Annotated in this window: 13 protein-coding genes; 7 read left to right on the top strand and 6 right to left on the bottom strand. The window is 32.9% G+C overall.

The annotated features are described in order from the left end of the window. Positions 1–129: 129 nt before the first annotated feature. From secG to miaB, 6 genes are all read right to left on the bottom strand, one after another. Positions 130–489, bottom strand: coding sequence for a preprotein translocase subunit SecG (gene secG / locus ABD941_RS08700; protein ID WP_345273744.1), 360 nt, complete (start codon positions 487–489; stop codon positions 130–132). Beyond that, on the bottom strand, positions 489–1427 hold the full coding sequence (locus ABD941_RS08695) for a hypothetical protein (protein WP_345273743.1): 939 nt from the start codon (positions 1425–1427) through the stop codon (positions 489–491). Before ABD941_RS08695 ends, secG begins: the two co-directional genes overlap by 1 nt. 321 nt (positions 1428–1748) lie before the next feature. Further along, complete coding sequence (gene lptE, locus ABD941_RS08690; protein ID WP_345273742.1) at positions 1749–2258, bottom strand: LPS assembly lipoprotein LptE; 510 nt, start codon at positions 2256–2258, stop codon at positions 1749–1751. Positions 2259–2311: 53 nt separating this feature from the next. After that, positions 2312–3583: a sigma-54 interaction domain-containing protein gene (locus tag ABD941_RS08685; protein WP_345273741.1), complete on the bottom strand. Its 1272-nt coding sequence runs from the start codon at positions 3581–3583 to the stop codon at positions 2312–2314. Between the two features lie 65 nt (positions 3584–3648). Further along, complete coding sequence (locus tag ABD941_RS08680) at positions 3649–3993, bottom strand: avidin-fold protein (RefSeq protein ID WP_345273740.1); 345 nt, start codon at positions 3991–3993, stop codon at positions 3649–3651. A gap of 2 nt (positions 3994–3995) precedes the next feature. Continuing rightward, positions 3996–5444, bottom strand: a complete 1449-nt coding sequence (gene miaB / locus ABD941_RS08675) for a tRNA (N6-isopentenyl adenosine(37)-C2)-methylthiotransferase MiaB (protein ID WP_345273739.1) — start codon at positions 5442–5444, stop codon at positions 3996–3998. A 146-nt stretch (positions 5445–5590) separates the two neighbouring features. On the opposite strand from miaB, the gene ABD941_RS08670 reads away from it, so the two are divergent. The 7 genes from ABD941_RS08670 to ABD941_RS08640 all read left to right on the top strand — a co-directional run bounded on the left by ABD941_RS08670 (position 5591) and on the right by ABD941_RS08640 (position 13994). Beyond that, positions 5591–6037 carry a hypothetical protein gene (locus tag ABD941_RS08670; RefSeq protein ID WP_345273738.1) on the top strand — a complete coding sequence of 149 codons (447 nt, stop codon included), beginning with the start codon at positions 5591–5593 and terminating at the stop codon, positions 6035–6037. A 21-nt stretch (positions 6038–6058) separates the two neighbouring features. Next, a complete protein-coding gene (locus ABD941_RS08665) occupies positions 6059–7297 on the top strand; it encodes an LVIVD repeat-containing protein (protein ID WP_345273737.1) in 1239 nt (412 codons plus the stop codon). Positions 7298–7415: 118 nt separating this feature from the next. Beyond that, positions 7416–8186, top strand: a complete 771-nt coding sequence (locus ABD941_RS08660) for a hypothetical protein (RefSeq protein ID WP_345273736.1) — start codon at positions 7416–7418, stop codon at positions 8184–8186. A 19-nt stretch (positions 8187–8205) separates the two neighbouring features. After that, complete coding sequence (locus tag ABD941_RS08655; protein WP_345273735.1) at positions 8206–8994, top strand: hypothetical protein; 789 nt, start codon at positions 8206–8208, stop codon at positions 8992–8994. 204 nt (positions 8995–9198) lie between these two features. Next, the gene (locus ABD941_RS08650) at positions 9199–10089 is read left to right on the top strand and encodes a lipid A-modifier LpxR family protein (protein ID WP_345273734.1); all 891 of its coding nucleotides are present in this window, start codon (positions 9199–9201) and stop codon (positions 10087–10089) included. A 109-nt stretch (positions 10090–10198) separates the two neighbouring features. Further along, positions 10199–12703, top strand: a complete 2505-nt coding sequence (topA, locus tag ABD941_RS08645) for a type I DNA topoisomerase (RefSeq protein ID WP_345273733.1) — start codon at positions 10199–10201, stop codon at positions 12701–12703. A gap of 124 nt (positions 12704–12827) precedes the next feature. Further along, positions 12828–13994: a formimidoylglutamase gene (locus tag ABD941_RS08640; RefSeq protein ID WP_345273732.1), complete on the top strand. Its 1167-nt coding sequence runs from the start codon at positions 12828–12830 to the stop codon at positions 13992–13994. Positions 13995–14143: the final 149 nt, after the last annotated feature.

The raw sequence follows: 14143 nt of genomic DNA, 5'->3' as shown, positions 1-14143 counted from the left end.
TTTAGCGATGTGCTAAAAATGTGCCAATACTTACTAACTGACAAACTTTCAGATTTGCCTACCAAACAGGCAGAAACAAAAAATGCCAACTTGAAAAGTTGGCATTTTTTGTTTTATTGTAACACCAAATTACTCTGGTGTATTGTTTGCTGGTTCAGCATCATTTGTTGTTTGTGCTGGAACATCTGGTAAAGCAATCGGAGCTGTTGTTGTGGCATCAGCATCTAATGCTTTTGAATCTAAATTATCACCACCTCTATTAATTGCTACGTTTGAAAGTAAAATTAATACTAACAGTAAGGTTGCTAAAGTCCATGTGCTTTTATCTAAAAAATCGGTTGTCTTTTTTACACCACCTAATTGTTGTGTGCCACCACCACCAAAAGATGATGATAATCCGCCACCTTTAGGGTTTTGAACCATAATGACTACAACTAGTAAAAATGCTACGACAACGATTAAGGCTAAAAATATTGAAAACGTACTCATTACTCTTTATTATTTTGTTCTTGTAATTGTTCTACTGCTTTAATTTGGTTTGCAAAGAAACCACTTTTTTCTGGATATTTCAAACTTAAAATCTTATAAGATTGAATGGCCTTTTTGTAGTTTTTTTGTTCTACATAAATACGTGCTAAAGTCTCTGTCATTAGAGCCTCAGGTTGTATCATTTGGGCTTTTGCTAAATTCCCTTTTTTGTTTAGGGGTTTGGCTGGACTTATTTTTGGGTTTTCGGAAATGAATTTATCAATTAGTTCGAACTTTTTTTCTTTTTCTAAGGTTTCTGAAGTTTTAATTTCAATGGGCTTGTTTTCCTTTTCTTGTATTCTTTTTATGGGTTTATAGCGTGTTAGCTTCAACCATTCTCCAAAAGAATGGGATTCTCTTTTATCAAACTGAAGCGGTTGTCCTAAGTTTAAAATATCATCTGCTGAGGCATCTTGGGGTTTTGTTTTTAGGTCTTCAATGCTTTCAGATTCATCTAAAACAAAAGTTGATACTTTTTTTGGTCGTGCCTCCTTGGGTTGGAATAGAGCAGGGTCTAAAACGCCATCGGTATCTTTAATCTGTTGTTTTAAAGCATAATCAATAGTCACACTTTTTTCAACGGAAAGATCTTCAATAGTCACATTAAAATCTTTCAAATGTGCTGTATTCTGCTTTATGAATTGAGAGATTTCATTTTGAACAAAGGCTTCCGAAGTTATAAAATCGAATAGAATGCTTCGGTCTGTAGTATGGGCTGCTGTTATTTTAAGTTCTTGATTGTACTCAAGGCTACTTTGGTCTTTTAGACCTTTAAGGTAAATAGCACGGGCAGATTGAAAATAAGGAAATTCATTAATAATAGATTTTACAGCTTCGGTTTGCTGAAGCGTAATTTCTTGTGGATGTTGGAGTACGTATGTAAAATCTGTTTGATCCATTATTAACTTAACCAAATGTAATTATTTTTTGTGCAAAGTGACTAGTCTGCAAAGGTAAAAAACATTTGAGTCAAAATAACAGCAACTGAATACTTGATCATCGATTGACGATTTTTGATTGACGATTCTGCAAAACTGACTGGTAATTGTGACTAAAAACTGCAACAGATATTGAACGGGTTAAGATGTTATATATAGTTATACGGGGGTACACCAAGATTCACAAAGAAATAATAGGTATTCTGAATTTCTCAGTATGTATCTGTGCTAACTCTGTGAATTTAGATGTTATAATCTTTTAACTGAGACTGCGGCTAAAAACTACCATTTAGCAAGCGTAGCATTAAATATATCTTGTGTAAGGCGTTCAAAAATTTCTTCGTGAGCAGTGGTTTTTATTGCACCTATTAGTTGTGAACTTGCGGGGTAATCATAAAAAAACGTAAATGATTGTTCTAGATCATCTTCTTCATTCTTATTATTAAAAAAACGTAATTTAATACCAATGGTTAATCTATTTTGTGCTGCTGTGTTTTCCGATGTTGCGGTGGTTGGTGAAATTCTATAGGTTGTTATTTCACCTTCATAAACTAAATCGGCATTCGAAGGGACTAGGTTTAAGTTGGTTTGATTTTGTATTAAATCTTCTAAAGCTAATTTGAAATCACGTTCTAATCCTGGTTCAATTAATAATGCGGTATTTTCAAAACGATTGACTTGATAGGTTTCCGTTCCTGCCGGTATAGATGCACCTGTAAATGAGTAGGCACCACAGCCCAAAAGGATTAAGCTAAAAGCTAAGATTGAAAAGTGAATTAGATGTTTTTTCATATTTTAAAAAGTCCTGGTTTCAAAATGAAAACTGTTTTTAAGTAAACGATAAACTATAAATTGTATTGTTTTATCTTTCTGTAAAGTGTGCGTTCGCTGATTCCTAATTCTGCAGCTGCTAATTTACGTTTTCCGCTGTGACGTTCAAGCGATTTTTTAATTAATTCTAATTCTTTATCGTGTAACGACAAGGTTTCTTCTTCTTCAATCTCTTCAGCGAAATGGTATTTATCTTGAATAGTAATAATTTCATCAGTATTTGATGTGTGTTCTGGAATTGAAATCACTTCAGGATTGTCTATTGAATTTTTAAAGTCCGCAGCATCTTCATCATCATTGCCATAAATTTTTTGAATGAGACTTTCGTTATCCTTTTCAACATCTTTTGTGTTGCCATGTTTCATCAATTCCATAGTCAGTTTCTTTAAATCATTTAAATCCGCTTTCATATCAAAGAGCACTTTGTAAAGAATTTCACGTTCGCTACTAAAGTCACTTTCAGCTTTTGATGTGTTGATAACTGCAGGTAAATTACTTGAGGCATAGGCCGGGAGGTAGCTTTGTAGTGTTGAAGCGCTAATAACGCGATTTTGTTCCAAAACGGAAATCTGTTCCGCTATATTTCGTAATTGACGAACATTACCACCCCATCTGTGTTTTATAAGAACTTGAATAGCGTTATCGGTCAGTTTTACCGTAGGCATTTTGTATTTCAAGGCAAAATCGCTTGCAAATTTTCTAAACAGTAAATGGATGTCCTCACGTCGTTCGCGAAGTGGTGGCAAATTAATATCTACGGTGCTTAATCTATAATATAAGTCTTCACGAAACTTTTCTTTTTCGATAGCTTCAAACATATTAATGTTTGTGGCCGCTACAATACGAACATTGGTTTTTTGAACTTTACTTGACCCGACTTTTAAAAACTCGCCATTTTCGAGAACACGTAATAAACGCACTTGGGTTGTAAGTGGCAATTCGCCAACTTCATCTAAAAAAATAGTACCGCCATCTGCGACTTCAAAATACCCTTGGCGGGTTTGGGTGGCTCCTGTAAAGGCTCCTTTTTCATGTCCAAATAACTCACTGTCTATGGTGCCTTCGGGTATGGCGCCACAGTTTACAGCAATATATTTATTGTGTTTTCTATGGGATAATTGGTGTATTATTTTGGGGATACTTTCTTTTCCTACACCACTTTCGCCAGTAACCAAAACCGAAATATCGGTAGGTGCTACCTGAATGGCTTTTTCTATAGCACGGTTTAGTGCTGGTGTATTACCAATAATGCCAAAACGTTGTTTAATAGCTTGTACTGATTCCATGTATAATATATTCTTTTTTATTCCCATAATCCAGATAGTTATCTGGATGGGAATCTTTTAACTTTTTAATTCTCAATATATTCAGAAATACCACTTCCATTGTCCTTCTCTAACCATTCCCAATTAAGTTTAAGTTTCATTTTACTGTTATCTGTTAAACTTACAGTAGCAATTGCTTTTCCTGCTTTTAGTTCATTTTCTGTTGTTATACATTGGTATAACATATTAAGTTTGTCATTTTTTAAATGCGCAATTATTTTTCCGTATTTAATAGTTCCTCCAAAATAGTCAGCTGTTACTATATTACCTTTTTGTTTGTATTTAAATACCGTTTCAGAATTTACCTTTCCATTTTCGGTATTCTCGATAAGTGAAAATGTTTTATTATTAAAGTTGAATTCTGACATCATATTTAATTATTCTCTGAATACGCAACAGCTTTTCCAATAAGAGTTGCACTAGTACAATCTGTAACCTTTACATTCACAAAATCACCTATTTTGTATTGCGCTTTCGGAAACACACAAACAATGTTTTGAGGTGTACGTCCAGACCATTGCAAATCCGATTTTTTTGATTCTTTTTCAATCAATACTTCTACAGTTGTATTTAACCATTCTTTGGTTTTAATTTCGCTATGCGCCCTTTGTAAATCTACAATGTCTTGTAGCCTCCGTTTTTTTGTTTCTTCCGGAACATCATCATCCATATTTCTGCCTGCCATAGTACCTGGTCGTTCTGAATACGTAAACATATATCCAAAGTTATATTTTACATATTCCATTAAGGATATAGTGTCTTGAAAATCGTCTTCGGTTTCTGTTGGAAAACCAACAATCATATCTTGACTAATAGCACAGTTAGGTATGATACGGCGAATATTATCTATTAATTCAAAATATTCCTCACGGGTGTGTAAACGATTCATGGCTTTAAGAATACGATTGCTTCCGCTTTGCACAGGTAAATGGATATGATTACAAATATTTTGATATTTAGACATGGTTTCAACTACATCTAAAGTTAAATCTTGTGGGTTTGATGTTGAAAAGCGAATTCGCATTTTAGGCTGCGCTTTGGCGCATAACTCCAACAATTTAGAAAAGTTAATTGATGTTGCTTTTTGCATGTCGGTGGCTTTTTCAAAATCTTTTTTAAGACCACCACCATACCACAGATAACTATCCACATTTTGCCCAAGTAACGTGATGTCTTTGTAGCCTCTGTTCCATAAGTCATTTACTTCTTCAATAATGCTTTGTGGGTCTCTGCTTCGTTCCCTTCCTCGGGTAAATGGTACAACACAAAATGTGCACATGTTATCACAACCACGAGTTATGGATACAAAAGCAGTAACACCATTTGTGTTTAAACGTACAGGAGAAATATCGCCATAAGTTTCTTCTTTTGAAAGAATAACATTTATAGCGTCTCTACCTTCATCAACTTCGGCTAAAAGGTTTGGTAAATCTTTATATGCGTCTGGTCCAACTACTAAGTCGACAATTTTTTCTTCTTCAAGAAATTTTGTTTTGAGGCGTTCGGCCATACAACCTAGAACACCTACTTTCATTTTAGGGTTATGGTCGCGTTTTACAGCATTATATTTTTCTAGACGTTTCCGTACGGTTTGTTCTGCTTTATCGCGAATAGAGCAGGTGTTAACTAAAACCAGATCTGCTTCTTCTAAATGTTGTGTGGTATTAAAACCTTGGTTAGCCATTATGGAAGCCACAATTTCGCTATCACTAAAGTTCATAGCACAGCCATAACTTTCAATGAAAAGTTTACGCTTGTTAGTTTCTTTTTGCTCTAAAACTAACGATTCTCCCTGTATATTTTCGTCTATTGTCTTTTTCATGGTTTGTTAGAAACTCCTGTCTTTCAATAAACATGCAAAGATACAATTTATTTGGGTTTTATGACAAAGTGGCAGTTGATTTATTTTGTAAATAACGCAACCAAAACGGATTTTGTGTATCTATAGTAAAAATGAATTTTCTATAAATGAAGTCTATTAAAACCATTTTTCTTATCATACCTTTTGCTTTGTGTTTTACTAATATGCAATGTGAAGATGATATTAATATTGATAGTCCCAATCAAATTTGCGATGAAACAATACTTGTTGATCAAGACTTGTATGATAGTTTAACGGCATCAGATTTCACTTTTATTAATGCTAAAATTATTGATGATTGTTTAACTATCGAGATTGGTGCTTCTGGTTGTGATGGTAATACTTGGGGGTTTAACTTAGTGGATTCGGGAGCTGTTGCTGAGTCTTCTCCAGAACAGCGTTATCTAAAATTTCAATTAATAAATGAAGAGGATTGTTTGGCTTATTTTGAAAGAACAATGTCGTTTAATTTAATTCCTCTGCAGGTTAATGGAAGTCGGGAAATCATATTACATATTGAAGACTTAGAGACGTTATTATATTATAAATACTAAAATTAAAAACAACCAAATATTATGAAATTGAAATACCTTTTTTTGACCCTAGTTTTTATAATGGCTTTGTCCTGTGATAAAAATGATGATGCCGATTATGAATTTGTACAAGTAGCAAGCCCACAACTAATGAGTAAAACGGCTTTTAGAAGTTCGGTTGAGATAACAATGCCGCAAACTATTGAAAAAGCAGGTAAAATATATGCCTATAAAAACTACATTTTTGTGAGTGATGTTAATAAAGGCGTACATATTATTAATAATACTAATCCAGAATCACCTAAAGCCATAAAGTACATTAATATTCCCGGGAATGAAGATATTTCGGTTAAAAATGACTTTTTATATGCCGATAGTGCAACAGACTTAGTGGTTTTTGATATTTCGGATATTAATTCAGTGGCCTTAGTAGAACGTTTAGAAGATGTATTTAATGTCTATAATCATAATATTCCTATTGAAGCCGATGTGGTGGACTATGCTAAGATCGATTATGAAACCGACATTGTTTTAGGTTGGACCTTAACGACGGAAAGACGTAAAAAATCAGATGAGCGATTCATTGATATAGCAATTAATGATGGTGCAAATACAACTGCTGAATCTGCTACAGGAACAGGAGGCTCTTTAGCACGCTTTCAAATAGTAGATAATTATTTATATACCGTAGGAAACTATGAAATGGGGATTTTTAATATTCAAAATTTAGCAGAACCTATACTTGAAAATACACAATATGCAGGCTGGAATATAGAAACTATGTTTCAAGCTGAAGGTTATTTATATTTAGGAAGTACCAACGGTATGTATATCTTTAATTTGGTTAACCCTGCTTTGCCGGAGTATGTATCTGAATTTATACATTGGGAAGGTTGTGACCCTGTAGTTGTAGATGGAAATTATGCTTATGTAACAATACGTGGCGGTAATGTTTGTGGTCAATTGGAAAGTGTACTTGAGGTTATCGATATTACCGATAAAAGCACCCCAACATTAGCAAAACGATACGAACTTGATAACCCTTACGGATTAGGTGTTAAAGATAATACGCTGTTTATTTGCGATGGAACTTCTGGTTTGAAATTATACAATAAAGCAGATCCGTTAAATCTTAGTATGACTAAAGTATTTGAAGATATTCAATCCAAAGATGTCATTCCTTTGGAAAATGTTTTGTTAATGATTGGTGGAGATACTTTATATCAATACAACTATTTAGAGGATGGTGTAGAGCTTATAAGTGCCTTCTCATTAAAATAAATATTCTAAATTCTATAAAATAAGAATCCTGCATTTCTGCGGGATTTTTTGTTTGCTATGAATGGCAACAGTTTTAAAAAAACGCTTACTTTTATGCTTAGAAACTAATCTTATCAAAATGAATTCATATAATAGTTTGCTGGAAAAAATAGAACATGCTAAAGATTTGGACTTTAGCAATTTGATTGATAGCGTTATAGAATTGTTTAAAAAGTTATGGCTTAAAGGCTTTTTAGTCGTTTTACTTATGGTCGGATTTGCCATTGTAATAAATGTTTTGTTTTCTTTAATAGGTCTAGCTCCTAAAAACAATCTTCCTTATGGTGGTTTTGATATGGAATCGTTTTTTAGCTTTTATTCAGAAACTGTAATTTATAGCATTCCACAAACCATTTTAATGAGTACCATAACTATGGCTTTAATAGCTGCATTTTACAGAATTTGCAAGCAATATGTTTTGGGAGAAGAAGTTGTAGACGATTATTTTTATTTTTTAAAAAAAGCATACTTTTCTAAATTATTAATGTTGGGTATTATCCATACAGCTATTACAGTAACAGCACAATTCATGTTTTTAATACCTTATATCTATGCGTTTGTGCCATTGGCTTACTTTACTGTTGTTTTTGCGAATAACCCAGATTTAAGTGAAGTAGAAATTGTTAAGGCAAGTTTTAAACTAGGAAACAAAAAGTGGCTTATTACTTTTGGAACCATGTTTGTAGCAGGGCTTTTAGGTATGCTGGGACTTTTAGGTTGCGGCATTGGTGTTTTGTTTACCATGTCTATAGTCTATTTACCTGTGTTTTTTATTTACAAAGAGGCTGTAGGTTTTGAAGATTCTAGTCAAATAGAACAAATAGGAGTTAATGACGATTCAGATTATTAATATATAATACATTTTTATAATGAATACATTGAATGTTTTATTAGGGAGAATTAAAAACGCAAAAAAGCTAGATTTTGGTAATGTTTTGAGTGATTGTGTTGATCTCTTTAAAAAAGTATGGTTACAAGGGTTGATAGTTTTAATTTTAAATGCAGTACTAATGTTTCCTTTGGTATTCATTTGTTATTTACCAATGATTGCCTTAGGCTTATTAAGCCCAGAATCTTTTGCTGAAGAAGGTGTTTCATTTTCCGAATTAAATAGTCTAAGTGCTTTTATGTTGATATTGTCAATTGTATTGGTTGTCATTGTTTTAGTAGCTTCTGTAACTTTAGGCTTAGGTTTAAAGGCAGCATATTTTAGAATTGTAAAAAGTAAGGATTTTAAACTAAGTGAATCAGATGATTATTTTTTCTTTTTGAAAAAGAGGTATTTGAAGAAAACAATTGTTTTAGGTTTAATGATGATTGGGATATCTATAGTGGCATTTTTAATGTTAATAATCCCACTCTTTTATGTTTTTATACCATTGTCTTATATGGTTGTTGTTTATGCAATAAACCCTGACTTAGAGGTTTCCGAGATTGTTAAAGTAGGGTTTAAGTTGGGAAATAGAAAATGGTTGTTTACCTTCTTACTAATTATAGTCGCATGGATTTTATCCACAGTTGTTGGTTTTTTAATGTGTTTGATAGGAATATATGTCACACAGCAATTTATTAACTTGCCTTTTTATCAAATATATAAGGAGTCAGTTGGGTTTGAAGAAGAACATGCAATTAACGAAACAGGAACTCCAACAGAATAAAATTTTAAACGTAATAAAAGAAAGCTACATATTAAGTGTAGCTTTTTTTTGGACTAAAATAAAATACATCAATTTTAAAAATAGAACAGATAGTTGTTAAAAATGAATACGACTAAACTATTCCGGTTTTTAAAAATATATGCGGGTTTAATAATGAAGCAGTGCCTATTCTATAAATTATACTTGTTTGTATTTAGAAAAAAAATGCTGGGTTTTGTTATACTGTTTTCTAATTTTTTAATATCCCAGAATCAGCAATTAGAATTAACAGTAAGTAACGATAAGTTTGTTTTTACAGACCGTTATTATACCAGCGGGCTCCACTTAACCTACAGAAAAGGCTTAAATAGCGATTTGTTATTTTTTAAAAAAGAAGATAATAAATTGCAAGTAAACGTTATGGTTGGAAATGAAACCTACACACCAAAAAATCTTACCTCATTTAATAATCAGAATTTTGACCGTCCATATGCCGGTTGGCTTTTTGGGAAAATAGAACTCGGACAAATAAAGCAAAAATCAGCTTTGTTTTTAGCTCTAGAGTCCGGTGTTACAGGAGAAGAATCTTTAGCAGGGAAACTGCAAATTGCTTTACATGAATTTTTAGATATCAATAGCCGCCCAACTTGGGTAGATGAGATAAGCTATAATTGGCTGTTTAATTTTAAGACAGTATATATAAATGATATTCAGATTAATAAAAACAACAGCATTCAAAACCATATTAGCGCAAGCATAGGAACTAAAGACACTTATATAGGAAATGATGTCTATTATTTCTTTGGGAATTTCAGTGATTTTCAAAACACATCTCGATTAAACTTAGTAGATGTCAATCAAACAAAAGAGTTTTTCGGTTTTATTTCAGCAGGTTATAAATATGTGGCTTTAAATGCATTAATACAAGGTCATGTTTTTAATGATGAAGCCCCATTTACATTAATTGCAGCAAATCATATTTTAAAATTCAGTGCAGGAGCAGTTTTGAGAACAAAAAAGAATGTGTTTAAAATAGGCTATTATTACAATACAAAAGAAACCATAAGCTCTAGTTCTCATGTTTATGGAGCGTTCACTTTTGGTTTTCTTTTTTGAAATAAGTGAAATTTTATTCGGAAAATAATTATAAATATCAGCTAAAACACAATCAAATTAGGGAGATAAACTTTTTTTCATATACATTTGTAGCTTCAAAAAATGAAGTATGGCTAAGAATTTAGTAATAGTAGAGTCACCAGCTAAGGCAAAAACCATTGAGAAATTTCTAGGAAAAGATTTTAAAGTAGAATCTAGTTTCGGACATATTGCCGATTTGCCTTCCAAGGAGTTAGGTGTTGATGTTGATGGGGATTTTAAACCAAAATATGAAGTTTCTAAAGATAAAAAAGCAGTTGTAAAAAAACTGAAAGATTTAGCTAAAAAAGCAGAAATGGTTTGGTTGGCTAGTGATGAGGATCGTGAGGGAGAAGCCATTGCCTGGCATTTAGCAGAAACTTTAAAATTAGATAAAAACAAAACTAAGCGTATTGTTTTTCATGAAATTACTAAAACAGCCATAAAAAAAGCTATAGAGAACCCAAGAGGTATAGATTATGATTTAGTAGATGCACAACAAGCACGTCGTGTATTGGACAGAATTGTGGGTTATGAATTGTCGCCGGTACTTTGGAGAAAAGTAAAAGGAGGACTTTCAGCAGGGCGTGTACAGTCGGTTTCTGTTCGTTTAATTGTTGAAAAAGAAAGAGAAATTCAAGGGTTTATACCTTTAGCATCCTATAGAATTGACGCTGAGTTTTCTAATGAAAATGGGCAAACCTTCAAAGCCAAGTTGCCAAAAAACTTTTCAACCAAAGCAGAAGCCCAAAAATTCTTAGAACAGAATATCAAAGCAGATTTTAAAGTTGCAGATTTACAGAAAAAGCCAGCTAAAAAATCGCCAGCAGCACCATTTACAACATCAACATTACAACAAGAAGCATCGCGTAAGCTTTATTTTTCAGTAAGTAAAACCATGACTATGGCACAACGCCTTTATGAAGCAGGTTTAATTACTTATATGAGAACAGATAGTGTTAATTTATCTGATGAAGCAAGAAAAGGAGCAGAAGCAGAAATAAAAGAGGCGTATGGTTCAAAATATAGCAAACCGAGAAATTATAAAGGAAAAGCAAAAGGCGCACAAGAAGCTCACGAGGCCATTCGTCCTACCAATTTTGCAACCCATTCCGTAGATATTGATAGAGATCAAGCCCGATTATACGATTTAATCTGGAAACGTTCTATAGCATCGCAAATGAGCGAAGCCGAATTAGAGCGTACTAATGTAAAAATAAGCGCCTCAACACATAATGAAACATTTAGCGCCAATGGTGAAGTTATAACTTTTGATGGGTTTTTAAAAGTGTATTTAGAAGGCACGGATGATGAAGATGTTGAGCAAGAAGGTATGTTGCCAGCAATGAAAACTAATGAAGTCTTACTTAATAATTATATTACAGCAACAGAGCGTTATACGCGTCCGCCAGCAAGATTTACAGAAGCTTCGCTTGTTAAAAAATTAGAGGAGTTGGGTATTGGACGACCGTCAACTTACGCACCAACTATTTCAACCATACAAAATAGAAATTATGTTGAAAAGGGGTCCGTTGAAGGTGAAGAAAGAACATATTCGCAGCTGACTTTACAATATAACCTTATAAATGATAAAGCGCTAACTGAAAAGGTGGGTTCAGATAAAGGTAAGTTAGTACCTACCGATATAGGGATGATTGTGACCGACTTTTTGGTAAATCATTTTGAAGCTATTCTTGATTATAATTTCACAGCAAAGGTCGAAGCCGATTTTGATGAAATAGCAGAAGGAAATGAAGATTGGACTAAAATGATGAAATCGTTTTACAAAAATTTTCATCCCGTAGTTGAAGATGTTAAGGAAAATGCAGAAAGAGAATCAGGAGAACGTATTTTAGGAAAAGACCCTAAATCAGGAAAACAAGTAAGTGTGCGTTTAGGAAAGTTTGGACCTATGGTTCAGATTGGAACCGTTGATGATGAAGAAAAACCACAATTTGCAAGTTTAAGCCCAGATCAGCAATTAAACACAATAACCTATGAAGAAGCTATGGATTTGTTTCAATTGCCAAAAACCCTAGGTGATTATGAAGGCGAAGAAGTATTGGTAAACAATGGACGTTTTGGGCCTTATGTTAAATTTGGTAGCGCCTTTGTATCGCTTCCAAAAGGCGTAGACCCTTTAAGTGTTGAGCTTGAAGATGCTATTGTTCTAATAAAAGAAAAGCAAAAAGCAGATGCTCCTATATATATATATAAAGATTTGCCTGTTCAAAAAGGTAAAGGGCGTTTTGGTCCATTTATAAAATGGAACAATATGTTTATTAACGTAAACAAAAAATACGATTGGGATAATCTATCAGATGCTGATATTGTTGAATTGATAGAAGTGAAAATTCAAAAAGAAATAGATAAGGTTATCCATAATTGGGAAGAAGAAGGTATCCGCGTTGAAAAGGCCCGTTGGGGTAGACACAATGTGCTAAAAGGAAAAATAAAAGTAGAATTGGCTAAAACGGTAGATGTAACTGAAATGACCCTAGAAGAAGCCCAAGCCATCATAGAAGCCAATGCGCCAAAGAAAAGAGCGACCAAGAAAAAGACCGTTAAAAGAAAAGCCCCTGCAAAAAAGAAGTAGTTTTTTTGCTTAAAATACCCATTATTTGGTATTTATTTAACCGTATTATTTTTTAGCTTTGTTGTTGCAAAGTTTTTATTATAAATAATAGTTACAAAAAAGAAAAAGATATAATAAAGTCTTAATGAATTTTAATTTCCTTTCGCCTGTTTCAGATTTAGTATTAGCTCATAATGAGTTGCTTTCGCCACAAGCATTAGGAAGAAAAATCAAGATTCATTCCGAGCAATATGGTATCCCAGATTTAGAAAGTGTTAGTATTGCTATAATTGGCGTTTTAGAAAATAGAAACGATGTTAATTATATAGGAGAAGCGTTTCGTTTAGATGAAATTCGTAAATCGTTCTACGGGCTTTTTCCAGGAAGTTGGAATACTACAGTTGCAGATTTAGGAGATATTGAAAAAGGAGAAAGTGTTGATGATACTTATTTTGCTTTAAGAGAGGTGATTAGCATTCTGATTAAAAAAAATGTTATCCCAGTTATATTAGGTGGTTCACAAGATCTTACCTATGCCAACTACAGAGCTTATGATGAATTGATACCCATGGTCAATATTGTGAATATTGATGCTAAATTCAATTTAGGCGATTCCACAAAACCGATAAAAAATAACAGTTTTGTAGGTAAAATTATTTTAGATCAGCCCTATAATCTTTTTAATTATTCAACCATTGGTTACCAAACCTATTTTAATTCGCAAGAAGAAATAGATTTAATGGAAAGCCTATATTTTGAATCTTATAGATTGGGGGGAGTTTCAAAAGACATTACCATTGTAGAGCCTGTTTTAAGAGATGCTAATATCGTTAGTGTAGATTTAACATCGGTAAAAAGTGCTGCACTAAGTTTAAATCAAAAATATTCGCCTAACGGATTGGATGGTAAAGAAATTTGTGCCATAGCCCGTTACGCCGGTATCAGTAATAAAGTAACCTCTTTTGGAATTTATGAATACAAACCTTCAAAGGATGATGACATGACATCAATGCTAATATCTCAGATGCTATGGTATTTTATTGAAGGTGTAAATTTTAGAGTTAAGGATGATGATTTTTCAGACGATAAAAATTATCAAAAGTTTATAACCTTGGTAGAATCTCAAGAATTGGTGTTTTATAAGAGCAATAAAACAGGGAGATGGTGGATTGAAATTCCTTTTTTATCAGAGGTCAATAATAAATTGAAAAGACATACGTTATTACCATGCATGCATCAAGATTATTTGGATGCTTGCGATAATAAAGTGCCAGACCGTTGGTATAAGGCATTGCAAAAGAATAGTGTATAATAGACAAAGTATGGTCAAAATACCATTTTCATCGTTGAAACGTTATTTTTTTACGATGAAATGTTATTTTTTTAGATAAAAAGTTGTTTTTTAGAAAATATATAAATATGTTTACGCTCTCGAAATTGAAGCTTAAATAATTAACCTCG

Origin of the sequence: Flaviramulus aquimarinus, from assembly GCF_039543205.1 — a bacterium.
GTDB lineage: Bacteria > Bacteroidota > Bacteroidia > Flavobacteriales > Flavobacteriaceae > Flaviramulus_B > Flaviramulus_B aquimarinus.
This window is presented reverse-complemented; position numbering and strand designations above follow the sequence as displayed.

Bases quoted from the DNA above. Each gene is read 5' to 3' on its own strand.
- ABD941_RS08660 (WP_345273736.1), top strand. From the start codon at position 7,416: ATGAATTCATATAATAGTTTGCTGGAAAAAATAGAACATGCTAAAGAT.
- lptE (WP_345273742.1), bottom strand. From the start codon at position 2,258: ATGAAAAAACATCTAATTCACTTTTCAATCTTAGCTTTTAGCTTAATC.
- ABD941_RS08640 (WP_345273732.1), top strand. From the start codon at position 12,828: ATGAATTTTAATTTCCTTTCGCCTGTTTCAGATTTAGTATTAGCTCAT.
- ABD941_RS08685 (WP_345273741.1), bottom strand. From the start codon at position 3,583: ATGGAATCAGTACAAGCTATTAAACAACGTTTTGGCATTATTGGTAAT.
- ABD941_RS08680 (WP_345273740.1), bottom strand. From the start codon at position 3,993: ATGATGTCAGAATTCAACTTTAATAATAAAACATTTTCACTTATCGAG.
- ABD941_RS08665 (WP_345273737.1), top strand. From the start codon at position 6,059: ATGAAATTGAAATACCTTTTTTTGACCCTAGTTTTTATAATGGCTTTG.
- secG (WP_345273744.1), bottom strand. From the start codon at position 489: ATGAGTACGTTTTCAATATTTTTAGCCTTAATCGTTGTCGTAGCATTT.
- ABD941_RS08655 (WP_345273735.1), top strand. From the start codon at position 8,206: ATGAATACATTGAATGTTTTATTAGGGAGAATTAAAAACGCAAAAAAG.
- ABD941_RS08670 (WP_345273738.1), top strand. From the start codon at position 5,591: ATGAAGTCTATTAAAACCATTTTTCTTATCATACCTTTTGCTTTGTGT.
- ABD941_RS08695 (WP_345273743.1), bottom strand. From the start codon at position 1,427: ATGGATCAAACAGATTTTACATACGTACTCCAACATCCACAAGAAATT.
- ABD941_RS08650 (WP_345273734.1), top strand. From the start codon at position 9,199: ATGCTGGGTTTTGTTATACTGTTTTCTAATTTTTTAATATCCCAGAAT.
- miaB (WP_345273739.1), bottom strand. From the start codon at position 5,444: ATGAAAAAGACAATAGACGAAAATATACAGGGAGAATCGTTAGTTTTA.
- topA (WP_345273733.1), top strand. From the start codon at position 10,199: ATGGCTAAGAATTTAGTAATAGTAGAGTCACCAGCTAAGGCAAAAACC.